Below are 25,961 nucleotides of genomic sequence, written 5' to 3'. Positions count from 1 at the left end.
GTTACGACTGCGAACAGGAACCTTCACTCTACACTTACCTATGTGGTTGATGATGCCACCTGGCTGCTCTCACAGCCCTCCTCATCGCAGGATGTCATCACGTGCTGCCTGGGCCTCACGGATGTGCCCAACTTAGTGAGGGTGTATCAGGCAACATACCGTGTCCTGCGCCCGGGTGGGGTAGCTATTTCTTCCATCATCCATCCGGCAGCACCCTGTTCAACTGCCGAGGGAGGACTAGACTATCTGCCTGTCGCGTACCATGAGGAAACAGTGTATACCACCAATAATCATAAGAGCGTGCGAGGACGGGTCCCGACCTATCATCGCCCCTTGAGTCAGTATCTTTCTCTGGCTCGCGCCGCCGGTTTGCAGCTAGCAGATTTGGTCGAGACGCGCGCACCAGAGCCATTGCTCCGCCAACAACCACTTTATGGGCATGTGCCCTATGGTTTAGTCCTCAAATTTCAAAAGCCAGGAGCAGCACGATCATGAAGATAATCGCGCTCCTTCGCCGCATGCGCTTGATCCACCGTCAGGCTCCACGGTTCCGCATCTGCGTCTTTGCCGGTGCCCAATCTGGCAACAACATTGCCTATCAAGCATGTGCGCGCGAATTAGGTCGTGAGCTGGCGCGCCATCGCATCGGACTGGTGTATGGAGGCGCAAGAGATGGCATGATGGGCCTTGTGGCCGATAACATCCTCGCCCACGGAGGGGAGGCCATAGGGGTCGTACCAACCGGACTCTGGCTTCCCGAAGAGAATCACGCCCACCTCACTCGCCTCTATCGTGTGGGATCGATGGCGGCACGCAAGACGTTGATGGCCAGGCTCGCTGATGGGTTTGTTGTACTGCCTGGCGGGCAGGGCACACTGGACGAGTTCTTCGAATTCTCTTGCCTGGATGGGCTTTCCTCCGCGATGCAGAAACCCATTGTGATCTTGAATGTGAACAACTTCTTCAGCCCTCTCTTACATTTTCTAAACCATATACACGAAGAGGGGTTTACATCGCGGCCGCTCTCAAAAAACACCACAGTTCAAACGTCGGTCACAGAAGCGCTTGAGCACATAGCAACGCGTGTTCAAGCTGCTGGAGTCCCGAGAGTGGCATAGAGGAGGAGGGAGCTATGCTTGGAATCTTATTCGGGCTTGGTTCGGCTCTGGGTTATGGATGCCTGGATGTTGGATCGGCTATTGCGGCGCGCAAGCTCAATAGCGTCGTGACGCTGCTTGCGACACATCTGCTTTCTCTGTTCCTGTTGCTCTTGTTGGTGGCTGGCGCGATGCGCCTTGGCCACCCTATTCATGGATTTGCGCTTTCCGACCTGATGCCGCTGCTTCCCGAACTTCTGGGTCTCGGCATGGTCATCGGTACTTGTAACATGCTTGGCAACTTTTCGCTGCTACGCGCTTTTGCTCACGGCCCGGTGGCTGTGGTCTCGCCTCTCGTGAGTGCCTATGGATTAGTACCGCTGCTGCTGGCGATGTTCTGGCTACATGAGCCGTTCTCGGTCATCAGTACAGGAGGCCTTATGTTGCTGCTCATGGGGATGGTCTGTGTGGCCATCCCCACCGCTGAGACAGGAGGCCCTTCGACGTCATCATCCGTTGCCCCGGGCTTCCAGATCCAGCGCTCGGGAGGTTCCATTACCCTCACGATACATCCTGCGCTGTTCCTGCGACCCTGGTTGACTGGGCTTGATCAACGGGGTATCTGGTGGGCACTTGTCACCCTGGGGTGTTTCGGGTGCGAAACCTTTGGCATGTCCCGTGTGAGCCACGTTTACGGCCCTGTGTGGCCTCTGCTGGCCTCACGCTTGAGCTCCTGTGTGCTCTTGGCCCTGGTGGGGCTCCTGACCCTGTGCCGCGCCCCAGAAGGCAGACGACATGCATGGGGTGCGCTGCGTTCGCGGCCAAACTGGCGGCTGCTGGGCTTGCTTGGATGCATGAGTATTGCCGATCTGGTGGCTGCCGGTGCCTTTGCCCAGGGGTCACGTTTGGCCCCGACCAGTCTGTTGGCGTCACTCTCGCTGCTCTACCCGGCATTTCCGATGGCCTTTGGGCTGCTCGTCTACAAGGAACGGTTGTCTACACGTCGGTGGGCTGGCATCGCGCTGTTGTTCGTTGGCTTGCTGGGGCTGGCGCTCAGGGCTTAATCGTATTAGGAGGGAATCTTCTTGTATGGATGGATCAGAACGTACCGCTGGCGGCTCGTTGTGTGTTTCTTCGTATCCAGCTCTTTGGATGGTTTGCGTTCTGCTTTTCCGCTGCTTTGTGGGTCGCATGGGGGAAAGGCTTGCTACTTCCCCGACGATTGCGCCCGATGCTTTTACGAACATTTGAGATTTGAGGAGGATGAAACTACATGGGAACGTTCAATCAAGTGAGTCAAATTCGTAGTGGAATAGGTTCTATTGCCTGGGACGACGCCTGGCACCGTATTGAAGTGAATGGACGCGTATTGAATCTTTCTCCAACGCAATATCGTCTGTGTCGAGCCTTTTTGACTGTCGTTCCCCAAAATCCGAACATCACAGGCACATCGACTGATATTTTGATTTTATCCTACCTTTCATTCGATGAGCTTCAGCGAGAAACCGAATTGCCATCACGCCAATTGCTTACGAAGCACCTGAGCCGTTTAAATGCGCGCCTGGCCTGTGTGGATTTTCATATTTGTCCAATGCGCGTCCAACAAATGGGCTTTATCCTGACGGCCTTGTCCCCGTCGGCCCTATCGACCAAATCAGGTAGGAGGAGGTAAGGGGGGATGTTTCAAAACCTCAAGGTAGACAGCAGCAGGGGCACCGTCTTTTCCTCTGTGGGTCTGTTCTTGCTCCTGTTTTTGCTGACGGATTGCGGACCCGGGACTCCAGCGCCAAACCGCCCGCATGGTTCGCAGCCACTTCCTCCATCAGCGTATGTGCTTTCAAGTGCGGGAGATCTCACGGCGTACCAAACCAATGGGGCGATGCTCTGGAGGCAAACGGGGCAGGCAGAAAACGCGACAGAGAGTGATCTCCCTCCGGTTGGGACGCATCTCATAGTGGCAAAGCAGGCGCTGTATGCAGCAACGAACGTGTTATCTGCCTATACACGGTCGGGGCAGGTGATCTGGCATCAGACCCTTTCGGCCGTCGCGCTCAATATGGCGCTTGGTCATCTGCTGTATGTGGCTGAAGAGGGGGGTAGCGTCACCGCCTGGAATCCTACGACAGGACAATTGGTGTGGCAACAAACCGGTTTGTTGCCTGTGGGTGATGTCGTGTTGGCCCAGGATGCGCACCATCTTTTTGTTGGGGGAGGAAATCGCCTGACCGCATTTGACGCGCAGACAGGGACTGTTCGCTGGAGCTATGACGGTGATCCAGGGGAGCATATGCAGCAGATGGATCTGCATGGCAGCTCCCTGTTGCTCTCGACCGATGGTTCGTTGACGGATCTGGATGCGCAGAGTGGTCGCCAGCGCTGGCAGCAAGATACGCAGACACAAGCACGGTATGTTGATGGAAGGACGGGAACGCTGTATACCATCTATATTGATGTGTTCCTGCCTGCTGGCGGGCAGGCAGCGGCCTCATCTGGATTGCGCGCGACTGATCTGCAATCGGGCAACGTGCTTTGGCAGCATCCTTATCCGATTCAGGTGGGAGAGAGCGGCACGATTTCCCCGGCAGGCTTTCTGTGGGCGAGTCAGACGCGGCTCACCAGTTGGACCCTGCAAGGTAGGCAGCGTTGGCAGCAGCCCTACCAGGGGGCGCCTGTTGTCCAGGTACAGGCGTTGGGCACGTCCTCATTCCTTGTATCCACACGTGATGGTGTGTTGACCGATCTGGATGTGCAGGCCGGCCATCAGCGCTGGCAACAAGCAGTGGGGTCTCGCACCAGTGTGACTGACATACGGGTGCACTCCTCTTTGATTTGGGTTATCTCGACTGATGCACTCCATGTGTTGACACCAGCTGGCGACAAGCAGTGGGCACTGGAAACTCTTCCCGCATCAGCAGCGGTTGCGTTGGCATGAGATGGCATGCAGATGGTGACACATTCCTGTAATGAAACGTGATCTTCACCACCTGGAACGCGAACACAGCGCGTATGTTATTCGGGCAGCGCGCTGTGTTCGCGTGGTTGGTGATGTGGGGGAGTATGTGCCTTGGTGAAGCGTACCCCCAGCAACGACTCGACACGGTAGAGGTACGTATTCCCTATCGGCCGTGCAGGCACCAGGCGTGGCTTTTCTCCACGTGTCAGCTGCTTGATGTATCCCGGCTCAATTTCACGCCCGGCCAGCGCCCCCAGAATAAAGGCTGCCTCATCCCTGGAGACCTCTACCCGCTTTTCTTTTGTGGTCAGACACGTTCCTGCCTCGATCTTTGCCCGTATCGCTTTGACCTCATCAGAGATCACTGGCTCTAATGTACGCCCCATACTTGATTCCTTTTCACTATGAGAGAATAGGCCCGACCACAAGTATACACCGGTTGGTGTAATCGCATCAAGCACCAACCGGTGTCAAATTCGTGCTGGAATTGGCTCAACTTATGCGAGGAAGGCTTGTGGTTTTACACCAAATGGTGTAAAATTAATTGTGCATATGACGAAGGAGGTACGTATGTTTTCAGAAAGATATTTTACTGAGAAAGATGCAAAAGTGGTACGGTCGCTTTTATCGTTTTTCTTCTCTTTTGTATCTCACGTTCAGTATATCGGAGTTTATGGGGAATTAGGCATGCCGGGCACGCTGGCGTATTCTGTCATATTCCAGCACAACGGCACCGCGCATCGTATCTCTCGCTTTGCTGCCTTGCAAACCTGGTTGACCCACGAGCTTGACCAGGAGCAAGCACAGCAGATCATCGATCTGCTATTGAGTACAACCGCTACAGAGGCCGGGGAGCCGTAATCACACGGCTCCCTCTATCATTGGCGTCTAACCACGTTTGAGCCTAGAAGGAGTATAGCATATGAGCACCAATTACAGTTATAGCAGCTACGAGCAGGACCGCATCCGCCAGGCAGAGGAGCGCAAGAACGCCCCGCCGCAGTGCCCTCACTGCGGCGCAGCGATCAATCAGGATCTGTCCGCCTATGGCAGCAAAGTGCGCTACCATTGCGGCAGCCAGGCCTGCCGGAAAGCGGTGAGCCGCGCCAATATCGCAGAGCGCAAGCGCCAAGAGCGGCACGCCGCCCGCGCCCGCATCTTGACCTATTGCGAGCAGCAACTCGACAGCGAGAGCAAGCGCGCCGTCATGGAGATGACGGACTTGCTCATGAATTACGACCAGGAGCACGGCCACGACCTTGCGCAGTCCATTGTGCAGGTGATCGAGGCCAAGCGCTGTAAGCACGACCGCATTGCTGTGCTCATCGAGAGTGCCAGCGCCGCCAAGCGCCAGGCACGAGAAGCTGTATTTTATAACCAGGAGCTTGAAGCTCTGTATACACACCGGATCAAGGAGCTCGAAAGCGAGTTGAGCATGTACCAACTCTTGCAAAAGGCCATTGACGATATTGCTGCTCAGCAGCTTGGGCAGCAGCGAGAAGAGCCAGAGGAGGACGAGGACCAGGCACGCGTCCTGGCGACCCTGGCCCAGGCCGGACTACGCCCCTATATCGGCCAGCAGGAGGATGAGGACGACCCGGAGGAGTGACCGGGAGCTGGCTGTCACGGCAGCGCCGCGAGCTGGGACCTGTGACTCCCGACCTGCCGTCACAATGCCGGCAGCGATCCACTGGCCCACGGATCTACTATCGTGACGCGAGATCTCGCGTCACGATGCTTTGGCTAGGCGCGCAACGGGACACGGCAGCCGCGTCACAATAAGGAGGAAGACCACAATGTAGGAGAACCAGGAGCCAGTCGCAGGCTGGACACGGCACAGGAGTGTGTCAAGGACTTGATACGATGTTATGTGCTCGACGGCTAGACAATCGCCTCAGGTATTCCCTCTTTGATTCAGTGGTGCATCGGCGTGCCAGATACATGAAAATGGCCCTACTTCTTGCATCGTTATAAAATCAGATATAAGGATCTTCTAAGTATAAGTATTCTCATAGATTATTATACTACTGAAACATTTTGAATAGGAAAGAACCGCGATTTACGTGTTACAGCAATAAGCCATTACACAGTTTTTCCACTTTTATCAGATTTATAAAGAAGAAGATCGATATACTGTTTTCCTTATCAAGGAGATGGCGTGATGCGATCGATGCTTTTACCATTAGGAGCTCTGTTCCTCTTTCTCCTCTTCGCTCTGGTTCGCCTGTCCGTTCCGGCGCTTGCCTTCGTTTGCTTCTTGGGCGGAACATTACTGGTGCTTCTGTGGCTCTCGCTGCTATGTGCATCGGCGCCAAGGCGCGCGGCAAAGTCACGTGTGGCCGTACGGGCCGTTCCATCCCCCGAGGTTGTGCGTCCCCGATTGTCGATCCCTACCACGGCCCAAATGGCACACGCGAAGTTGAGCGATGTCGAGTTTGAGCTTTTTGCAGCGGCTGTCATTATCGGTGGCGAGCGTTTGGGGCATACGTTTGTCAGACATTGTGGAAAAACTGGGGACAAGGGAACGGATGTGGTGTTGAGGGATCGCTATACACGGCCGGTGTGTGTCCAAGCCAAGCGGTATCGGCTGGGCAGTGCAGTCAAATCCAGCCAAGTGCGCGAATTTAGTTCATCTATTCGCACGTATCGAGCACACAGTGGGTATATTGTGACTACCTCGACGTTGACGCGCGATGGCATTAACCATGTGGCCGATGAGAACGCTCGTGCTCCACGAGGGGAAGGCAAGGAGATGCATGTAATCGACCATCAGCGGCTGAACGAGTTGTTGCGATCGTATCCTGTAGAAATCGAGCGTGCGTGGCAATATATATTGGCTCAGCAGGTTGAAAAGAGCAGCTAGCAAAACCTGCTTCTTGTCGCGAGCTAATAGGGGTTTGCCCACAGTTGGAACAGAAAGTTGGAATAGCAAAATAGGTTCGCGAGAGCCTCTCTTTTTTTGAGCTCGAGAGGGTACTAAAATTAGCATCCTTTTTGCTCAGGGGATACTAAAATTAGTACCATAAAGAATATATATTAAAGAAACTGTAAGAATAATATTATAGTCGTCGCTGTCGCGACACTACCGGACCCCCCGTTTTAGGAGTTATGAGGATGAGCGTATATGACCAGGCCATACAGAGCTTGCAGCAATCTCGATTAAAGCCAGATCTGATTACAGCAGCCGTTCAGATCGTGCCTACCATTCCCTTAACCCTGACAGGGCAGCCATACTGCAGAGCATGTGAAAGCGTGCTCTGTGGCGCCTGTGGTGACTGCCACAGCCTCGATGTACAGGTGTCTGATCCACCATGCCCCAACGATAACGACACGATGGGCGCCAATTGCGCCGCTTGGTGGCAAGCGCATCATGCCGTCTGGTGTATCTTATACAAGCAGAATAGAGAACAGAGAGGCCAGTAATGAGCAACCAGAACCTAGACCACATATTCGGTAAGAGCGGCCGCGGCGATTATGCGCATGGCGCCACTATCACCTTTCGAGAAGGTGGCAAAGAATTTACAGGTGAAGTGATCCACATTACAGCGCCGTCTAAGACGGTGAGCGGCCGCCAGCTGCCAACCACCTATGAAGTGGACTGCAATGATGGTTTCCCTCATATTGTGACTGCTGGGCAGATTGTAGAGCAAAAATAGGAGCAACATTATGGATGGATACGTAGAGGCTACATGTGATCACTGTCAGCAAAAATATAACAAGATGGATTATGCTGCTGATATCAGGAACGGTAAAATTGTATCGTATGATCCTCATTGCTTTTTCTGCTTCTCTTGTGAGACATGGAAGAATGGACATGAGATAGCAGGATATGCAGCCGGAAACGGTCGCTATTGCAATGACTGCGAGAGAATAGACCATCTTAGCACGAAATTGAGTTAGCAGGCATATGTCAGAGCTTGCACCTCTGGCATGCAATACAGACTAGGCGTCTTACTCCACCGGGGTAAGGCGCTTTTTAATTCGTGGTATAATACCGTAACGTTACGATAAATCACTAAGGGGTAAGCATCCATGAACTGCCTATACTGTGGGGCGATCATCGAAGGAAAGCGCAAGAGTCGCAAGTTTTGCAATGATGCCCACAAACAAGCATACTGGAGAAAGCAGCACCAGGGCGAACAGTCACAGGAGCTTCTCTCTGAACTGGAGGAGTTGAGAGAAAAGGTACACGACCAGGCACAAACGATTGAAGCATTAGAGCAAGAGACAATGCGCTTGCACAATCGTCTCGACCTGGAAAGGCGATTTCACGGCGATCATAGCACATATAGCTTTCTGGCATGGCTCAAAAAGCAAAGCCCATCAGCACTCAGAGACAAATTACTTGCCTCCTCATTCCTCCCAGCACGAGCAAGCCGGGCAAAGTATGAAGCCCATTTACGCTACACATTGCAATGTTCCCCTGAAGAGATGGACGAGTTTGCCCATCTCTGGAAACTAATGTTGTTATCGTAACGTTACGCTATACGAGCGCCACTTTCTATTCCAACTTTCTGTTCCAGCTGTGGGCAAACCCCAGGTTGGGAAAGAGCCAGAGGAGGATGTGCCCAGATGTCTGTATTGCGGTGCAAAGCTCGACAACGCTCCCGCAGGCCGAACGCGCCAATTTTGCGATAATAAGGGTAAGTGTAAGCAGGCGCACCACCGTCAGCAGAAGCGAGAGGCCGAACGCGCCGCCCTTTTGCAGGAGCATAAAGACCTCTGTGACGATTGGCAAACGCAGCTGGCCACAGTCACAATTGCTAGCCGTGTTTGTTGCTTGGGACATACTAGGCCTCTGAGGTGCAGTGGAACGAAAATGCACGTTTAGGAGGAAGTGCCCTTAGCAGAAGTCGAATTTCAGTGTTGTAGAGGGCCTATAATAATGGCGGATTTCTGCGAGACAAAATGGCATAAAAAGGCATTATCAGCACAGTCGCTGACATTTTATTCTGACAATTGACAATTTTACCAAAATATTTCCGCTTAGCTATTGACAATGTAGCTCTCCCACTGTATACTCATCACTAAAGAAAAAGGCGCGTTGATACAACGAGGAGTACCATATGGCGGATGGTGATATTGTGCATCCTACACTCCCCTTAGGATACCAGCACATCTATAAGGGGATATGTGAAGAAGTAATAGATGAGGAAAGCTTAGCCCGACAAGTTCTCCGTCGCCTGATAAAAGATAAAGATAAATACGGCGATGCGCCTCTTGAGTTCATTCAACGGGCAGCTCTTCTTTTCGAACAGCTCGCAGCCAATCTGAGGGACAGCCTCTCGGTCGATTGGTCTCTTGCACGGCAAGATATGAACGAACTCGGCAGAGTATTCAGCGGATCTCAACGAGGCCTTCAACTCGCTCTCAGGGCTTGTGAACAGCAACTCGACCTCCTTGAGAGACACCACCATCAAGGAATACTTCCAGACGATTTTGCCCAGGACATCACACAGCAATATCTCCTCAACATTTATGATGAACGATTCGTCCGGCGCGTACCACAAACACGAGAGCATTATCAGGGGGTCCATCCTCAGTTTGTCCAGGAGCGAATCACAACTATGCGCCCATTTGTCATCTCAGGGATCGCAAACTTAGCTCACCAAATTGTTGAGAACAAAGCTCTTCGCCTTCTCCCCCGGCAGGTCAAATTACAAAAGATTGATCTAGATAAAGATCTAGATCGTGATCTCTTAGATTTACTATAGAGGACAACAATGGATCAGCAAAACTACATCTACTCCTTTGAGGATCTCAGCCATCGGTCACCGAGTTTGGTACACATCAAAAGCCCGTACAAGGAGCAGTCTACGGCACGGGCGTGGATCGACGACAGAGCCCTGCTCTTTGCTCGGCAGCATCGCCTTCCTGCTCATCTTGCCGACATTCTCGACTTGGGTATTGCCATCGCTGTTGCTGATCGGTTGTCTGTGCGCAGAGCGGACTACACGCGTCATCTTCATATTCGCTTACCACTCCGACACCCAGAGATTTTCCAGCATCCCCAGATCCACTCACAACTGGAGCGCCTTCTGTATTGGTATACCCTTGATCACTGGTCCTTCGAGTTTTGCTCTCGCTCTCGACCTGGTCGTCTTGCAGAGTGTCCGCTCCCCCTGCACTATCATCCAGTTCCTGATTCTCCTGTCGAAGTTGCTTTATGGAGTGGAGGCTTAGATTCGCTCGCTGGTTTATATCACCAGCTCTCATCAACATCTTCAACCACTTACACGTTATGCGGAACAGGGATGAACGCCACCCTGCTTGCGAAGCAACGGGAATGTGAGTCTGAGATCGCAAAGCAGTTCCCCAAGCGCACCAAGCTCATTCAGATCCCATTTGGGCTAGATGAGACACGAGATATCCCTAAGAATACATTGCAACGATCCAGAGGATTTGTCTTCCTCCTCATAGGTGCAGTCTGTGCACTCTTGGAAAACCAGCAACAGCTCTCCATCTATGAGAATGGGGTTGGAGCCATCAATCTTCCCTATAGCGATGCGGAAGTAGGGCTCGATCACTCTCGCGCTGTCCATCCCCTTTCTTTGCTCCTCATGGGGAAGTTCATCTCGTCCGTCATTGGAGCTCCGTTCACCTTTCACAATCCGTTCCTATTTGCTACAAAAGCTCAACTCTGCGAATCACTTGCTCTCTCTCCTGGAGGTCGCGATCTCGTATCTGTTTCCTTTACTTGTGACGGTCCTCATCGTGAAATGCCGCTACAATGTGGCTACTGCTCATCTTGTTTACTCAGACGCCAAGCGTTAGCTGTCCTGGGAGTAGACGATCCAACCTCTTATATCAGTACACGTCCCCAGAGACCCATTCACCCCAGTTATAGAGATTACCTCCGGGCGATGCATCTCCAGGTCGTCTATTTGCGTGAGTGTCTCACGACCGCAGATCCTTGGACCTCTCTCTCGCAACAACACCCTTTCCTCTACCATTCTCTGCGCAAAATCGTTGATGGAATAAGAGAAGAGAATAAATTGGTCATGCAAGAAGAGCTTCTGCGTCTCTACACCCAGTATTGTGATGAGTGGGAGCTGGTCCACTCCCTTGTAGGTCAGGAGTTGCTAGAAGAGCAGAGACCAATGCCCCTGGCAAGAAAATACACAGCAAAAGGAGCTTAGTCTATGACCTCACGTGTTCTTGACACTATTGACCCGATCACCCTGGGCAAAGACCTCCAGAAGGCACGCAAAAGGAAGGGGCTCACCCAGGAAGAGGCGGCGAAGATCATTGACGCCGCCCGTACGACAATTACGGCTATTGAATCTGGCTTCCGGCGAATCAAACCCGAGGAACTGCAAAAACTCGCACGAGCATATGACTGTGAGATGAGCGATTTAGTTCGCCCTCACCCAGAAATAGAGCCATTTGAAGTTCAATTTCGCGGGCCAGCAGGGAAGACGAAGGAAGACGAGATCATAGCGCCTCTCATTGAGAAGTTAGAGTGGCATTGTCAGAATTATCTAGAGTTGGAGCAACTACTTGAAGCCCCTTTGGATCGGAAGTATCCCGATGAATACTCCTGGCCGGGAGTAAAAGTTGAACAGGCAGCGGAGGCAACAGCCATTGCAGAGCGACAACGTCTAGGATTAGGAGACAGCCCCCTCCCAACTCTTCGTGATATCCTTGAGCAAGATGTTGGATTACGCATTTTTTATATGGAACTTCCTCAAGGGTACTCGGCCATGTACTTCTACACGAACCAATTGGGAGGATGTATTGCTGTAAACAAGAGCCACCCTGAAGATCGCCGCCGCTGGTCACTAGCACATGATTATGGACATTTTCTGGCTCATCGCTACAAGCCAACGATTTCTATTGATGATTTCTACCAGCGTCTTCCTGAAAGCGAACGCTTTGCTGACGCATTTGCTGGCTATTTCTTGATGCCCACTAGCAGCCTCATGAAACGTTTTAGCGAATTACGCCGCCCCGGGAAGAGCATTTCTCTGACCGATCTTGGGAACCTGGCCTACGCCTACGGAGTGTCTATTCAGGCCCTTGTGCGTCGCCTGGAAGATATGAAGCTGCTCCCGACAGGAATGTGGGAAGGGCTGCAACAACGCGGACTCAAAGTGAGGGAACTTCAAAACAGGCTGGGAATAGCAACTATTCCTGGACGAGACTCTCTCTTTCCCCTTCGCTACACTGATCTGGCTTTTGAAGCCCTTTCAGGGTCATTGATTGCTGAAGGACGATTTGCGCGACTTCTCAATGTTGATCGATTGCAGGCAACAAAAATTGCTCAAGAATTAGAGGAACACATGAACCTTCTTCGAGCAAATGAGCAAATGCGTAATGAGCCCCAATTCTAGGGAATAGGAGTATGATGTGAGCAGGAGTGACATATCGTCACAAAGCGGGCTTCTTTTACATGCCTGTTGTCTGACGAATTTGGTAGCATCGGAATATCTCGACGAGATCCTTGAAATACTTCCTCCAGTATCCATCAGTCAAGATATGTACTGGCAGGAACCGCTCTTCTTTGATGATCATCCAGAAGCCCCAAGCAAGGAGCGCATTCGCATTACTCCAGATAGGTTTCCTAAGATGCTCTCTCTCCTGCCGCTCCCTCCTGGCCTGCTTGGTGAGGTCATAGATCTTGCCGTGGTTCTCGGAGGTGATTGTGAAGGATATACCGCCGCGCTAGCGCTTCATCATCGCTGGGCAGTTGGAATGGATACCCCAAAGACAATCGCTTTATTTGAGCATCACGCATCTGCCCTTCCCATCATTTCCACGCCAGCGCTCATAAAATATTGGATGGAGTGTGCTTCTCCCTCAGCTCAGAAAGTAACACAAGCCATTAAGAATATCTCTGCGCGAGCACGCTACCTTCCTCAGCGTACTCATCCCCTTTCTTCCTGGTGGAAGAGCTATCTCAATCCCTAGCCTGCGGTTCTGCATACCAGTCTTCTCATTTCACCTCTTCTGAGGTGTAAGAAAGAGCAACCTACGGGTATCAGCACGATTTTTCTAGACTGTCTGGGAGAAATAAGCAAATCTTCTCAGACCTATTCTCAATACTGCGATTTTTTAAGGAGAAACAAACAATGCAGCGACTCAAATCACAGCAAGGCTCCATGCTCGTTGAGGTGTTTCCTATCAATCCTTCGGCTATACCTCACCTGACAAGCTATCAACCCGATGTGCAAACGAATGACCTCGCTCTTATTGGCGGAAAATTAGCATTTCATTTCCAAAAAAGGCTGAAGGGGCACTGGTTTTGGAGTTATCCTTGGCTTATTACCGATACCCCTCAACCTGATGAAGCACTCCAATCAGTCATTGAAATGCTCTGGCAAGAACAGCCAGAGACGTTTCAGCAGTTGCACGCCATTCACCGCAATCCAACCTGGCAACCAACAGCACAAACGCTAGCAGATTTTATTGCTCGAAGCTTATGGACAGATATTCAATCTTCCATCGACCCACTACTTGCAAGTTGGTCACATCGTCTCCAGAGAAATATCAGCATTCAGCGTGTATGCCAAGTGCGCGGCTGGGTCGTCGATGGGCAACCGGCCCTTTCAGTTTCAATTGCATCCCGCATGATCGCCGGTATCGACGTGCAAACCTACGCGCAGAATCTCGCTGATCCCAACGATCTGGTGGGCCTGCTGGTTGCGGACAAAACTTCCACATTGAAAGGCACGATCACAAAAGTTGTTGGAGCAGTTGTCGAGCACCGAAGCCGTCTCCTGAAAGTAGCGAAACGGGAGCAATCAAAGGCCATGATCAACCGAGCGGCAGATCATGAGTTGGTCATCCAAATTTCAACAGGACCAAATGCCTCCTATGACTACGTGGCTCGTTCCTTGCAGTTCATTATCCGCCCAGGCGACTATAGCCGTTTCCAGGTTGACGCAAAACAAACATTACGCCTGCTTCGCCTTTCTCCTGAAGAACGCTCTGGCATGCTTAGTAAGATTGCCGCCATTGCAAAGGCAAAACTCTTGGTGAGCGGGAAAGCGTATAATTCGAGCGCTTCTCCTACCTTGTTCTTAACAGCACAATCAGTAAACTACTCCCCTGCTCTCCTGCTTGGTGGAGAGCAACGTGTTGAGCCCAAAGGGGATACAGATCTCTCCCTTCGCTTGCGACGGTATGGCTTTTATGAGCGGAGCAAACAGTTCCCAGAAGAAACCCCCATCCAGATCGGCGTACTCAATACCCTTCCACACCTTGCTCCAAACCAGTTCCTTCAGCAACTTCAAACAGAACTCACATCGCTTCACTTTGCAAGCAAGATTTCCTGTATAAAAGACGTAACAACTCCCTCTCGAAACGCCCTTGAAGAGGCAGTAAAAGACTTACAAGCACACAACATTCACATCATTGTAGCGCTACTTGCAGACTCAGAGGACAAAGCCAATAAGGATCTTCTCCGTTGGGGAGTCTACGATCACCTGAAATCGTTGACCGTTGGTATGGGTATTCCTAATCAAATCATTACCAAATCGACCATGAACAACAGTTATGCATTTGGCAATATTGCGCTCGGCATGCTCAGTAAACTTGGAAATATTCCCTACGTGCTGGCAGAGCCTCTCCCTTATGCAGACATCATCGTTGGGATCGATATTGCTCGCCGCAGCAAAACACGCCTGGCTGGAAGTATGAATGCCACAGCTATTGCCCGAATCTACCAGAACACAGGTGAGTTTCTTCAATACGTCATTCATGATGCTCCTCTCGAAGGGGAAACCATCCCTCCGGATGTACTTCACACCCTCTTCCCGTCTGCGATTTTTTCAGGAAAGCGCGTTGTTATTCACCGTGATGGAATATTCCGTGGTCAGGAAAAACAAGCGCTACAAGACTGGGCGCAGCAGATAAGGGCAACATTTCACTGTGTCGAGGTCATAAAGACAGGAGCCCCACGGGTCTATAGTTTTCAAGGCCAGGTTCTTCAACCCCCCAAGGGAAGCGCCTTCAAACTGAATCCGCACGAGGCATTTCTCATTTCATCACCTCCACCATTTTCACAGAGCACCCCATCGCCGCTCCAGATCCGAAGCGTGCCACCTTTTCCAATTGAGCAAGCAATCCACTCTGTGCTAGCCCTCACGCAACTTCATTACGGCTCGTTGCGCTCTCCCCGCTTACCCATCAGTATTCATTACAGCGACGAAATTGCATACCTGGCATTAAAAGGGATTAAGCCAAAAGAGTTAGAAGGAAACATCCCGTTTTGGTTATGAAGAAGAAAGCAGAAGTAGATGTTGATCTATTTGCATGTCTGCATGGAGGTATTACATGCTCTTTAGAATGAGAAAGCGAGCCAGCATCCGCATACGAGCCCGGCATGGGCTCGGGCTCGCACTCCTGGCACTTCCTATCATCGTTGTGTTGTCCTGGGCACTGCTTGGGCCGCTACTCCAGGTTGTAGCTCTGCTCTCGTGCATGATTGCGGTTCCCTTCGCCGTGATCTTGTTTTTCCTGCCGCTCAGCACGTCTACCACACCTGCTCGCCCCTCTTCTACGCCTACCGCTGTTGCTCCTGTCTGGAGCGTGCCAACTGATGATTCTCTCCCCTATGTGCCACGGTCCCTCAATGAGATCTATCAGCTCATGAACGCTCGTCAGTTTGAAATTTTTAGCGCTGCGCTGGTCATGTGCGCAGCGCCGGAACATCGCTTTCTTCAGCACTGCGGAGGGAGCAGTGACCAGGGAGTTGACGCCAAGTTGCTCAACCATGTCGGATGTCTGGTGGCAGTACAAAGCAAATTCTATGCTCAGGATCACCATGTCCCTCATGCGGAGCTGCGGGAGTTTTATGGCGCCATCGTCTTGCAAAAGGCCGTGTATGGCTACTTTGTCACCACCTCATCCTATACTCCCGCAGCGCTGAGTGGCTTCCTTGGGAAAATGAAGGTGCATATGATTGATGGGCGCAGAATCGAGTATCTGCTCAAGTATAAACGCTATGAGCTGGGGCAGGCCCTGCGCGATATTGCCCTCCACCAACCCTCGGCCGCCATCTGGAGTTGACCTCCTCTCCGTGACCCCAAGCAATCATGGAGATCCACTCGTGACGAATGTGCCGCGTCACACGCGCAGCTGCAACGCGCCGTCGTGACCACCAGCCAGCAGTCACGATGAGCGCCAGGCGGCCACCGTGCTCACATCCCCCCGCGTCATGCATCCAGGTATCTGCTCGTGAGCAAGCGCAAACACCTGCGCGGGCCTGCTCGTTTTTTGCGCTCAAAATTGTTGTGAGAAAAAAATAATTATATTCTCACAACATTAAGCCGCTGCATCCTTGATCGTCTCAGGCAGCGGGATGAGGAAATGGTCACATGCCCAAAGAGATCCTGTGTCCAGCCATGTGACCAGCGCGCTCACTCACTCTGCCGGCCAGACTGCGCACCCGTGACTGTTGGCCAAGCGTCACACAAGGACAGCGATAAGCCCGTACCGAATCCCTTTTTGGGGTCACGACATTTTTCCGTACCATTTTCCCCGCTAAGGATGGAAATGGCTGATTCGCGCCCCTCTTTTCCCCGCTAAGCGCGGTTTCAGGCATTTCTGTCCTGTGGGCATGTCAATTCTTTGACATACTTCAGGAACCTGTGATAAGACAAGCACAGATATCATGGAGATGTGGAGGGTGTTGTGCTCTATGTCGTATTCCTCAAAGACCCCAGTGTATTTAACCTCAGAGCAGCGCTATGCTTTGACGCAGATTCCCGCCTACTCTGCGGCAACGCGGCATCAATAGAAAGACCTGGCTCATCTGGCAAGCCCCCTCTAGGGCAAGGAGCGCGCAAGGGCCTCTCAGCGCACGCTCAGGCCACGCTGAGGGCATCTAAGAGAGTGTCTGATTCCCAGCATGCTGGGAATCAGAGTGCCCCTGGGCCTGGGGAACGCAGGCGTCCCCACGCTCTTTTTCAGTGTTGGTGCAACAGGTGCGCATCCGCGCACCTGTTGCACCAACACTGAAATGACTCCTGAGCACCGCAGGTGCGAAAGCTCAGGCAGGCTGCAGGCGATGATCATGCTAATCAGACACACTCTAAAAGAGCCTTGCGGCATAGCATTTTATAATATATATATGAATTGATGCAGTGTAAATGATCATAAGCTTAAAAAGGGGTTGAAAAATGATGATTGAATCAGCACAGTTTGTAAATGGTATCTGGCACTATCCACAAGTCTATCGGCGACGAAGCGGAGGTAACACCGCAAAGGAGAATATTCTCACATCGATCTATGCCAATCCGATAATAAAAGAGGCGATAGGAATAGATGCAGAAGTACGGCAGATCATTGAGGATGCAGCAAAAGTAAGTTGTACCATTGACTACGATTCAGAACAGGCGCTCTATCGGCAATTCAAACCACGTATTACTCGTATTGTGGGCTGGGAGGCTCGAAATCGTCAGCTCGGGGATGGGTCATATTATGATGAGCTGTATGAGGCTGTGTATGCCCTATTACCGCTGGATGATAGCGAGTTATACCCTGCCAAGAGAATGCCAGATGGAAGATTGAGCCCACGCGCCCAACTCGAACGAGGTCGGCATTAATCCAACTAGCAGGCTGAGCAAGTCGGATAGTTGAGGAGAGAGCATCAGAGACCATGTTATATGGTCTCTGATGCTCTGCCTTCTGCAAAGTGCGCCCTTTCCAATTAGCGAGATCGCTTGCGTTCTTATGGCATTGGATAGGGGAATAATGGTGAAACAGATGATTGCAGCAGTCTGAAAGATGAGAAAGAACCTGGCGACTGGCCAGAGAAGAACAAAGCCGATCGATAATATTTGCGCTACAAGAGCGTTTTTTGTCCGTGTATACTGTTGTGAGAGGCTATATTATTTTCGCCACACAACCTTAGCAAATAGCAGGAAGGAAGACGCTCATGCCGAAAAAGACCTCTCAGGGCGATGGTCAACCGCCGCACCGCCGCCGCCCAGGACGACCACGCCGGACGCCTGAGCAACTCGATATCGCCAAAGAGCGCCGTATTCCCAGGAGCCAGAAAGGCCGATTGAAATTCCGCCCAGGCGATGCACACGCGCTTGATATCCAGATGCAAGAAGCGCGGAATTATCGCCATCTTATCGCCGCCAAGGTCGAGCAGCTTCAGGCCCTCGTCGCCGCGCTGGACGCCAGCCAGGATGATCCAGGTGTGGCGATGAGTGAGCAGGAGGCGGCGCTCAAATCGTTCCTATGGACAGTCTACGCAGACCACAAACACCGCGACCATATTTTAGCAACGTTCTTAGCGATCCGCCGCGCTCGACTCTTGGCCAAGCTGGAGGCCGCCGGGACAGCGCTGGAAATGGCCGCGAGCCTGCTTGCCCCAGACGAGCACCTGTTCGCAGAGCTACGCGCAGCCGTGGAGCAGCAGCGCCAGGAAGCCGCCAGCATGCGACCGCCCGCGCCAACCAGGCAGGACGAGAACGGGGAGCACCAAACAGCAGCCTTGCTCCGTGTGACTGGACCTACCGAGGAGACAGTACGCGATCAACTCGACGCGATCCGAGCGGAGTACCAGGACAACCCAATTAAGAGGATAGATCACCGGCACATCTATGGCGATAGCCAGGCGGCGCGCCGCCAGCTCGACGCATTTAACGCGCACATAAAGACGATCCGCGCCGCCATCAGTCCGGCGATAGGATGGTTTGAGTCCTTCTATATTGAGAAAGTGAGGTTGAGTCAAGAGGCGCGGGCCTATCTTCGTAAGGGGAAGGATATTCCCCCCGGCGTGGATCTTTTTGAAGGCATCATTTACGGCCCGTACCTCAAATATCGGTGGCAGGAGGAGAGCGACGGAGCGCAATATACGATCCAGATGGGGCGGATAGATGGGCGCAGCCCCCAGGATGAGGAGAAGCAGGAGCGCGGTAGCGAGCCCTGGCCGAGCTTATAAGCCCGTCAATACAGAGGTCGCACCAGTGTAGTTTCTCTCGCTAAGAAAAGTTGTGAATATACTATATATTTTTATCTCACAACTCTACGTGAATTCAACACATGTAAATGTCGGAATTGGTACATTCCCTGAAAAGGTGTCCGTTTTTCCCTGAAATTGTGCTCACCTAACAATCGGCCTGGGAAGCGCGATGAACAGAGGAAACAGATCAGAACACATCAGATTTGGGAAGGGCAATCTTTCCCTGAAAAGGTGTCCACTACGCTCAACGAGTGAGCAAGATTTCGGGGAAAGTACCAGGAATTCTATGAGCGGAAACTTTGATAATTAAATGGGCGTATAAAACGAGCAAGAGTCTACAAAATGTTTGTAACATATCCCTTTTGATGATCTATTTACTGGCATTCCTCAAGAACAACCTGCTGCTTTTAGCGGAGATCTACACAGGCGGGGATTTGGAAGCACTCCTTCTGTTGCTTCACAAAAACGGAGTGGACAAATAAACAAGGTGAAGGGCTTACTGAAGAAGAGCTGCCTTTATCTCAGATAATGCAAAAAAACGAATCAGCCTGTTGAAAAAGTTTCCGATGGATGAGTGTCCATGATAATCACTTTACCATTTACGCTCAGACTTTGTGCGCCAGGGGTAATATGAAATGCGGCACTTTTTGACTTCGCGAAGTCAAAAAGTGCCGCATTAATACTCAAGGACATCGTATAAGCGTGGTATTTTTCGCAGATATTAATTTAAGTCCATCGATGAATGATAGACACTTAACACATAAATCGGGCAGCTTCCCGCGAAGGGGTGTGGTGTCTGGTAAAGTGTATCCCATCTCATTCGCTTGTTTTTCATTTTCAAGCAAACTCATCTTACGCGATATCAAATTTAAAAACGAGCCGCTTATATTCAGTCGTTCTCATCGTTTAATATATTGAAGAGTGTGTATCAATTTGTTGTTTTGTGCGAGGAGAAAGGATTCGTATGTCCTCACCATCATCGCCGCCGCGAGCATCGGTGACCATTCTGCTCATCGTTTTGGGTGGGGTCTTGTCTGCGCTTGCGAGTATCCTCGGTAATCTCGCCACCAGCACTATTCCACCAGCCATTGCTCCCTATTTGCGTTTTGCTTTCCCTGCTTTTTTCGTGGCTGTTGCCCTCGGTATTGGGGTTTCCGTGTGGCAGGCTCGCCGGGAGGCATCGGCTTCCCTCCCGATACAACCAAGGCAAGAAAAGATTGCCTCGCCATCGCCAGCACCGGCCCCTACTCAGCAACTGCACACGTCTTCCGAGTATCATTCCTGCGTCTTGAGTTACGCGACCGAAGATCAGGCGTTTGCCGAGAAGCTGTATGCCGACCTCCACAGCAGCGGCGTTCCCTGCTGGTTTGCTCCCCATGACCTGAAAACGGGTGACAAGCTCCGCGACAACATTTATGAGGCGATACAGAATAATGACAAGCTCCTCATTGTCCTCTCTGAGCATGCCATTGGGAGTCGTTGGGTCGAGGAAGAAGTGGAGGCAGCGCTGGACCGGGAACATATGCAACAAGGCACGTTTCTCCTGTTCCCCATCCGCCTGGATGATCACGTTTTGCAAACGTACAAGTCATGGGCGATAGCTGTGAGACAACGCTATATCGGAGATTTCCGCCGATGGCAAGATGATATGGCGTATACCCAGGCATTCCACCGACTCGCGCGTGATTTGCATCGATGAAAGAGGGAGAAACACCTATGGCCAATGCAGAACTGCTCGCCATCCTGCGACAAAGCGTTCGAGCCTGGAACCTGCAGCGGAAACAACATCCCCACGTACGTCACCCTGATCTCAGAGGAGCTAATCTTAGCGAAGTCAATCTCAGCGGAGCCAATCTCAGCGAAGCCAATCTCAGCGAAGCCAATCTCAGCGGAGCCATCCTCAGGGGAGCCGTTCTTGCGCAGACAGTTTTTGCCAACAATGACCTTCGCACTGCCAAAGGAATTGTTGAGATTAATCACAAAGGGCCATCTCTCGTTCAGCTACACTCAGTATACCTACCTCAGGATAGCAGAGCTATGCACTTTTTGCGCGGGACTGGTGTCCCCGATGAGTGGATTGTTATCTATCGTGCACAAATGATGTCGCCAATACAGTACCATTCCTGTTTTATCAGTTACGCCAACAACGATGGAATGTTGGCCCGTCGCCTGCACTCCGACTTGCAGGATCATGGTGTGCGCTGTTGGTTCGCTTCTGAAGACATGAAGATCGGCGACAAAATCCGCGCTCGCATTGATGAAGCGATCCATGTGCATGAGAAGTTGTTGCTGCTCCTTTCGGAACATGCTCTTGCCAGTTCCTGGGTGGAAGATGAAGTGGAAGCGGCGCTAGAGAAAGAGCAGCGCCAGCAGCGGGAAGTCCTCTTTCCAGTTCGGTTGGATGACCAGGTGTTGCAGACTTCCGAAGCGTGGGCGGCGAAATTGCGCCGGAGCCGTCACATTGGTGATTTTACCCATTGGGCAGATCCTCACGAGTATCAGAGAGCTTTTGAGCGCTTACTGCGCGATTTGAAGAAGGCGGAGGCACCAGAAGATGCATAGTTATGAACTTCAGGAGACGCTGGTTATGGAACGGAGGGATATAAGTACCCCGCCATCGAATATGCTGTAGATCGGCGAGGAGGAGAGGGGCATTGCCAGATGGGTTTTTGAAACGGTAGAATAAGAACTATGAAATGCTGTTCTTTTTGACTTCGCGAAGTCAAAAAGTGCGCGTAAGCACTGAAGGGCATTGTATAGAGGTGGGGTATTTTCCAAAGGTAGTAACTCGATCCTTCGCATGAACAATAGAAGAAAAATTGTGGCATTTCAAAGCTGTGGTCTGGAACGTGTCTTTTGACTTCGCGAAGTCAAAACCATCTGCACGGTAGCCCCTCCCTGAACGAGAAGAAAGGACTCATATATGCGTGTAATACAAATCAAGTCGAAAAAGGGCGGCGTGGGGAAATCACTCTATGCACGTGAATTCGCCCAGGCCCTGGCAGCACTGGGCTGCTCGGTATTGCTGATAGATGGGTCGGAACAGGCGAATGATGATATTCTTGAAAACCGGCAACGCCACTTTGATGCGACACTAAAGGAGTGCATCATCAATGGGGTGCCATTCAAGAGCGCGGCCAGGCAGGTGCGCAAACGCCTCTGGCTCATTGCCGGGAGCCGGGATCATGAGGATATCAATGATTTTATCCGGAAAGAGCGCTATCCTTCCTTGATCAAAGACATGATCGAGGATTTGCGTGCCGCACTCACTCCACCCCTCCCGTTCGAGCAGCGGTTCTCATGGTGGAAGAACGATAAGGTTAATCTCGGCATTTTCCATCTTGAAGCTACGACGGATGAAGAATTTGGAACTCCGCCCCAAAGTATCGATTATGTGATCGTTGATGCTGATGCTAGCACAGAGGATGACATCACATTTGCTCTGTGGGATGCCATCGATGGAATCCTGATTCCCTTTGAGCCGACCGAGCTGGACTGGCAATCATACTACCAGCTGAAGGAGGATTTGAAGAAACGCTATCAGCGGCGTCCAGATCAGCAGCCTCCTATCCTGGGCATCCTGCCCAATAAGGTGTTACACACGCCGAACAATCCGACGCCTCTTGCCTATCTCAAAGCCCTCTATCGCGATGCGGAGGAAGTGGTCTATCAGCCCGTGCATTGGAGCAAGGTTTTTGGCGAATGCCTCAATCAGCATATTGCGAGCCTTGAGCATCCGGCAGTTTCCTCGGATCGGGCCATTCGTGAGCTCTGCGCTATTACGCTTCAGCTGATGGGCTATGAAGGGGAAGTAACCGGGTTGAAGTTCTGCGACAAGTGCACCGACGCGCTGAACCAGGCTATGCACGAGCAGCAGGCGTATGAGGAGGTGGCAGAATGACGCAGAACCCCAAAAACCCTTTCAAAGCTCGCAGAACTGGGCCGGCAGTACAGGACCCGTCAGTCACCTTGCGAGAGCACGGCATCCACGGGAGCCGTGAGAGCGTGGGCGCCGTGCAGCCAGTCGCACGTCGGCTGACCGTTGTTCCCATAGAGCGCATTCGACCAAGCCGTTATCAAAAGCGGGAACATCTCGATCCACAAACATATGAGCAACTCAAAGATCAGATACGGGATCTCGGTTTCCAGTTTACGGCTGTCTTGTGCCAGGATCCGGATGATGAGCGCTTCTACAACCTCATGATGGGGGGGCACATCCGTATTCAGGCGGCGAAAGAACTGGGCATTCAGGAAGTCCAAGCGGTGATCAAGGACTACGATCGCTTGCAGCTGGCCAAGGGTACCTACTTTGAAAACAATGGAAGGCAGCCGCTGACGTTGATGGAGGAGGGATTGACGTTTCGGCAATTGCAAGAGGATGAAGGCTGGAGCCAGGAGCGCATTGCGAGCGAACTGAAGGTAAGCCGTTCTCATGTCTCCCTGTGTATGCTCGCCGCGGAATCCGCCCCCGATATTCAGGATATGCTCAAGGCAGATCCGTCGCGAGGCCAGCGCTGTTTTTATTATCTCCGGCAACTTGACGAGCTGGGAGGAGAGAAGGCAGCAGCATTACGCGCTCCGATTATCCAAAAGTTCCTCGATGGAGAGATCTCGACTGATCAGGTTAAGCACCTCGTAGAACAGATTCTTCAGAATGAGAAAAGTGGGAAGAGCGAGCCCATCTCAATTGAGTCAGCGCAGGGGAAAGAGAAGGTTGTTTCTGCTCTCAAGAGTTTTCAGCGCTATGAAAAGGTGCTCGGAGATCGCGTACCAAGCCAGTCTGAGCGAGAAGAACTCGAAACGATCAAAGAGAGGATTGAGGCTATTTTAGCGCGATCCTAATTCCACCGCGTACGCGGTCCGATGAATTCGTGCTATGATCTACCGTAAGCGTTGATCTACCGTAAGCGTTCCGCGATGGCTTGTCGTTCTGTGTTCATACATTTATCGGAGATAGAGAAGAGACGAGCCAATCCCCAGGCGCCCGGGCTTGCAGTCGTAGTCGGTATGCCGCTCTCAATAAAATGGATCGAGATGCATTTTATTCTTGGCGGTTGGTAAGTTCAAATAGAGCAGAAAAGAGGCAATCGTAAAAGCGTGTCTGATGGTCCACCAGAAGACTGTAACGATTGCCATTGTTGTGTGCAACAATCGTAAGTGCTCACGGATAATGGCCAAGTGTAACTAGTAAATTGGATGAAACACGAACCGATTTTAAGGGTCTTGCTCAAATGCAGTGTAAAAGCTGAACAACAGATCCTTTCATATGCTTCTCAGGCGCTTCCCTCACATCTGTTGATGAGCTTAAACACCGAAAGTGACCAAGATCCGATTTTAAGGTGAAACCCAGGAATAAACTATTCAGCACTTGGTAAAAACTGCGTCAGAAGCAGATAGTTAGATGCCATTTTTGTCAATTTCGATAGTTAGCATTGCAAGTATCTCACGCTTTACTTACATCAAGCCATGCATAAAAGGGACTGAAAGTGCGAGATCTGACACGCATTCCGTTGTGCTTCAGCCCTCTCCTTGCTATGGTTTTATGTGAGTTGCTGAAAGATAAACTTAAAGAACCTGAAAAAGCTCTTTTGGGTTTGATGGTTTGACAGGGCATATGTGACTTCTTCCTTGGCGGAAAGTTCGCTAGCTATCTGAGCAGAAAGAATATGCTGAGATGTTCCGTTCGGATTATCTTGCAGTGTTTCAAACCACTTGCACGGGTCGGCATCTAAGCACTCTTTTCCCAACCGTTGCGCTGTTTCGGTACGTAGCCCTGCATAACACATCTCCGCCCAGGAATGGGCCTTGACATATCCCTGTATTTCGTACTCTCGGCATTGTAACAAGCATTCCAATGTATCAGCATCTTTAGCTAGTTGAGATTCTCGTGATAGGCGACCATTATACTCATTTGATATAGCGAGTACTTTCTGTGCGATTCCCGCAGGAAGTTGAGCAGCCTGTTCGTTGATCGCTTTTTGTTCTCCCTCTTTTACATCAGCAATGTAGCGTTGATTTAGCCAACTCAAATCACCTGTTCGGGTTTCTGCGATGTCATGAAACAGGCAAAGTACCGCTACCCGTTCAGGATTAACATCTTCCTCAAGTGAAGCAAGCATATAACCAATAATGGCAGTTCGATGACTATGTTCGGCGACTGATTCAGGATCCTTGACACCCATGCGCCACATCCCCGTACGCTTTTGATGTTTAAGGAGGCCGACTTCATACAGATAGTTTGTGATGCCAGTCAAAATCAAATTTTACTTCCCTTTCTACTAGCCCCAGGTGTCAACGTTATACTCCCGCTCGCTTGCAAACCAACTACCAAGCAAAACCATATCGCTAAAGAGCACCAAGGATTGTTTACCCTGGGTATAGGATGCGCGTTGCAGGATCAGAACAGGATCATCAGTGACTAGGCGCAAAAGCGTCTGTTCCTCTGGGGTGGTTGCCCGAGCCGTGTACCTCTCTCTGACGACCCGAATAATGGCCCCATGCTTTTCTTTGATGCGCTGAACCACGTCAGTTGAACTTTGGCGCATCTCTTCTAAGATTTCACCCTCGACAAGACTTAGCGGGTAGTAGCTGCTCCAGATACAAATGGGAGCGTTGTCTACGACCGTCATACGAGATCGTTTGGCAAATTGCTGTGCTGGAGGAAGGTGGAACGCATTAATGGCCTCTTCGGGCAGAGTCGTAATTTCAACATCGCCCCGGTTTTCTGTCCTTGCGTTATACCCCATAGCGATAATATCTTGCATCCAGTTTTGCTGGATGTTGCTTAGGCGAACGGCGCCTTTGCGCACAGCAACTCCATTTTTGAGATTGAGGACCTCCGCTTCGGAATACCACGTTGTTCGCTTAGCGTCAAAATGGTACGGCTTTAGATGTCGCTTCGCATTATCATAAAAGCTTTGTTTTGATGTGCCCAAGAGCTCCATCGTTTCTTTTCCGTTGAGAAATCTTTGCCCATTTACTATTTTTACCA

General features: G+C 51.4%; 27 protein-coding genes. 23 read left to right on the top strand and 4 right to left on the bottom strand.

Features of this window, described 5'->3' with window-relative positions; translation table 11 throughout:
- The 5 genes from JMI88_RS30690 to JMI88_RS30670 form a co-directional block, all read left to right on the top strand.
- The coding region (locus JMI88_RS30690) for a class I SAM-dependent methyltransferase (RefSeq protein ID WP_201365862.1) at positions 1 to 495 on the top strand (495 nt) is incomplete at its 5' end.
- Positions 492 to 1,118 (top strand): LOG family protein, encoded by a 627-nt coding sequence (locus JMI88_RS30685; RefSeq protein ID WP_201365764.1) that lies wholly within the window; start codon positions 492 to 494, stop codon positions 1,116 to 1,118. The genes JMI88_RS30690 and JMI88_RS30685, both read left to right, overlap by 4 nt.
- A gap of 14 nt (positions 1,119 to 1,132) precedes the next feature.
- The gene (locus tag JMI88_RS30680) at positions 1,133 to 2,161 is read left to right on the top strand and encodes an EamA family transporter (RefSeq protein WP_201365763.1); all 1,029 of its coding nucleotides are present in this window, start codon (positions 1,133 to 1,135) and stop codon (positions 2,159 to 2,161) included.
- Between the two features lie 209 nt (positions 2,162 to 2,370).
- Complete coding sequence (locus JMI88_RS30675) at positions 2,371 to 2,769, top strand: hypothetical protein (RefSeq protein WP_201365762.1); 399 nt, start codon at positions 2,371 to 2,373, stop codon at positions 2,767 to 2,769.
- A gap of 6 nt (positions 2,770 to 2,775) precedes the next feature.
- A complete protein-coding gene (locus JMI88_RS30670; RefSeq protein WP_201365761.1) occupies positions 2,776 to 4,029 on the top strand; it encodes a PQQ-binding-like beta-propeller repeat protein in 1,254 nt (417 codons plus the stop codon).
- Positions 4,030 to 4,106: 77 nt separating this feature from the next.
- On the opposite strand, the gene JMI88_RS30665 is transcribed toward JMI88_RS30670, so the two are convergent.
- On the bottom strand, positions 4,107 to 4,436 hold the full coding sequence (locus JMI88_RS30665; RefSeq protein WP_201365760.1) for a hypothetical protein: 330 nt from the start codon (positions 4,434 to 4,436) through the stop codon (positions 4,107 to 4,109).
- A gap of 184 nt (positions 4,437 to 4,620) precedes the next feature.
- Between JMI88_RS30665 and JMI88_RS30660 the strand changes: the two genes are divergently transcribed.
- From JMI88_RS30660 to JMI88_RS30635, 6 genes are all read left to right on the top strand, one after another.
- Complete coding sequence (locus JMI88_RS30660) at positions 4,621 to 4,911, top strand: hypothetical protein (RefSeq protein WP_201365759.1); 291 nt, start codon at positions 4,621 to 4,623, stop codon at positions 4,909 to 4,911.
- A 61-nt stretch (positions 4,912 to 4,972) separates the two neighbouring features.
- Complete coding sequence (locus tag JMI88_RS30655; RefSeq protein ID WP_201365758.1) at positions 4,973 to 5,659, top strand: hypothetical protein; 687 nt, start codon at positions 4,973 to 4,975, stop codon at positions 5,657 to 5,659.
- A 552-nt stretch (positions 5,660 to 6,211) separates the two neighbouring features.
- Positions 6,212 to 6,913 carry a restriction endonuclease gene (locus JMI88_RS30650; protein WP_201365757.1) on the top strand — a complete coding sequence of 234 codons (702 nt, stop codon included), beginning with the start codon at positions 6,212 to 6,214 and terminating at the stop codon, positions 6,911 to 6,913.
- 251 nt (positions 6,914 to 7,164) lie between these two features.
- Positions 7,165 to 7,473, top strand: coding sequence for a hypothetical protein (locus tag JMI88_RS30645; RefSeq protein ID WP_201365756.1), 309 nt, complete (start codon positions 7,165 to 7,167; stop codon positions 7,471 to 7,473).
- Entirely contained in the window at positions 7,473 to 7,706 is a 234-nt protein-coding gene (locus JMI88_RS30640; protein ID WP_201365755.1) for a hypothetical protein, read from the top strand. The genes JMI88_RS30645 and JMI88_RS30640 overlap by 1 nt, the downstream gene beginning before the upstream one ends.
- A 376-nt stretch (positions 7,707 to 8,082) precedes the next feature.
- Positions 8,083 to 8,526 carry a hypothetical protein gene (locus JMI88_RS30635; RefSeq protein ID WP_201365754.1) on the top strand — a complete coding sequence of 148 codons (444 nt, stop codon included), beginning with the start codon at positions 8,083 to 8,085 and terminating at the stop codon, positions 8,524 to 8,526.
- 25 nt (positions 8,527 to 8,551) lie between these two features.
- Here JMI88_RS30635 and JMI88_RS30630 read toward each other — a convergent pair whose 3' ends face one another.
- Positions 8,552 to 8,839 (bottom strand): hypothetical protein, encoded by a 288-nt coding sequence (locus JMI88_RS30630; RefSeq protein ID WP_201365753.1) that lies wholly within the window; start codon positions 8,837 to 8,839, stop codon positions 8,552 to 8,554.
- Positions 8,840 to 9,116: 277 nt separating this feature from the next.
- On the opposite strand from JMI88_RS30630, the gene JMI88_RS30625 reads away from it, so the two are divergent.
- The 12 genes from JMI88_RS30625 (at position 9,117) to JMI88_RS30570 (ending at position 23,812) form a co-directional block, all read left to right on the top strand.
- Complete coding sequence (locus JMI88_RS30625) at positions 9,117 to 9,764, top strand: hypothetical protein (protein ID WP_201365752.1); 648 nt, start codon at positions 9,117 to 9,119, stop codon at positions 9,762 to 9,764.
- Positions 9,765 to 9,773: 9 nt separating this feature from the next.
- Positions 9,774 to 11,189, top strand: a complete 1,416-nt coding sequence (locus tag JMI88_RS30620) for a hypothetical protein (protein WP_201365861.1) — start codon at positions 9,774 to 9,776, stop codon at positions 11,187 to 11,189.
- A gap of 3 nt (positions 11,190 to 11,192) precedes the next feature.
- Positions 11,193 to 12,383, top strand: coding sequence for a helix-turn-helix domain-containing protein (locus JMI88_RS30615; RefSeq protein ID WP_201365860.1), 1,191 nt, complete (start codon positions 11,193 to 11,195; stop codon positions 12,381 to 12,383).
- A gap of 16 nt (positions 12,384 to 12,399) precedes the next feature.
- Positions 12,400 to 12,960, top strand: coding sequence for a hypothetical protein (locus JMI88_RS30610; RefSeq protein ID WP_201365859.1), 561 nt, complete (start codon positions 12,400 to 12,402; stop codon positions 12,958 to 12,960).
- 257 nt (positions 12,961 to 13,217) lie between these two features.
- Positions 13,218 to 15,272: a Piwi domain-containing protein gene (locus JMI88_RS30605; RefSeq protein WP_201365858.1), complete on the top strand. Its 2,055-nt coding sequence runs from the start codon at positions 13,218 to 13,220 to the stop codon at positions 15,270 to 15,272.
- Positions 15,273 to 15,327: 55 nt separating this feature from the next.
- Complete coding sequence (locus JMI88_RS30600) at positions 15,328 to 16,062, top strand: restriction endonuclease (RefSeq protein ID WP_201365857.1); 735 nt, start codon at positions 15,328 to 15,330, stop codon at positions 16,060 to 16,062.
- A gap of 1,112 nt (positions 16,063 to 17,174) precedes the next feature.
- Complete coding sequence (locus JMI88_RS30595; RefSeq protein WP_201365856.1) at positions 17,175 to 17,600, top strand: hypothetical protein; 426 nt, start codon at positions 17,175 to 17,177, stop codon at positions 17,598 to 17,600.
- A gap of 332 nt (positions 17,601 to 17,932) precedes the next feature.
- Positions 17,933 to 18,949, top strand: a complete 1,017-nt coding sequence (locus JMI88_RS30590; protein WP_201365855.1) for a hypothetical protein — start codon at positions 17,933 to 17,935, stop codon at positions 18,947 to 18,949.
- A gap of 985 nt (positions 18,950 to 19,934) precedes the next feature.
- Positions 19,935 to 20,669, top strand: a complete 735-nt coding sequence (locus tag JMI88_RS30585; RefSeq protein ID WP_201365854.1) for a toll/interleukin-1 receptor domain-containing protein — start codon at positions 19,935 to 19,937, stop codon at positions 20,667 to 20,669.
- Between the two features lie 17 nt (positions 20,670 to 20,686).
- A complete protein-coding gene (locus tag JMI88_RS30580; RefSeq protein WP_201365853.1) occupies positions 20,687 to 21,532 on the top strand; it encodes a toll/interleukin-1 receptor domain-containing protein in 846 nt (281 codons plus the stop codon).
- Positions 21,533 to 21,893: 361 nt separating this feature from the next.
- Positions 21,894 to 22,871, top strand: coding sequence for a ParA family protein (locus JMI88_RS30575; protein ID WP_201365852.1), 978 nt, complete (start codon positions 21,894 to 21,896; stop codon positions 22,869 to 22,871).
- Complete coding sequence (locus JMI88_RS30570; RefSeq protein WP_201365851.1) at positions 22,868 to 23,812, top strand: ParB/RepB/Spo0J family partition protein; 945 nt, start codon at positions 22,868 to 22,870, stop codon at positions 23,810 to 23,812. Before JMI88_RS30575 ends, JMI88_RS30570 begins: the two co-directional genes overlap by 4 nt.
- A 698-nt stretch (positions 23,813 to 24,510) precedes the next feature.
- On the opposite strand, the gene JMI88_RS30565 is transcribed toward JMI88_RS30570, so the two are convergent.
- Entirely contained in the window at positions 24,511 to 25,230 is a 720-nt protein-coding gene (locus JMI88_RS30565) for an HD domain-containing protein (protein WP_201365850.1), read from the bottom strand.
- Positions 25,231 to 25,248: 18 nt separating this feature from the next.
- Positions 25,249 to 25,779: a UTRA domain-containing protein gene (locus JMI88_RS30560; protein WP_201365849.1), complete on the bottom strand. Its 531-nt coding sequence runs from the start codon at positions 25,777 to 25,779 to the stop codon at positions 25,249 to 25,251.
- Positions 25,780 to 25,961: the final 182 nt, after the last annotated feature.

Source organism: Dictyobacter formicarum (assembly GCF_016587435.1).
This window is presented reverse-complemented; position numbering and strand designations above follow the sequence as displayed.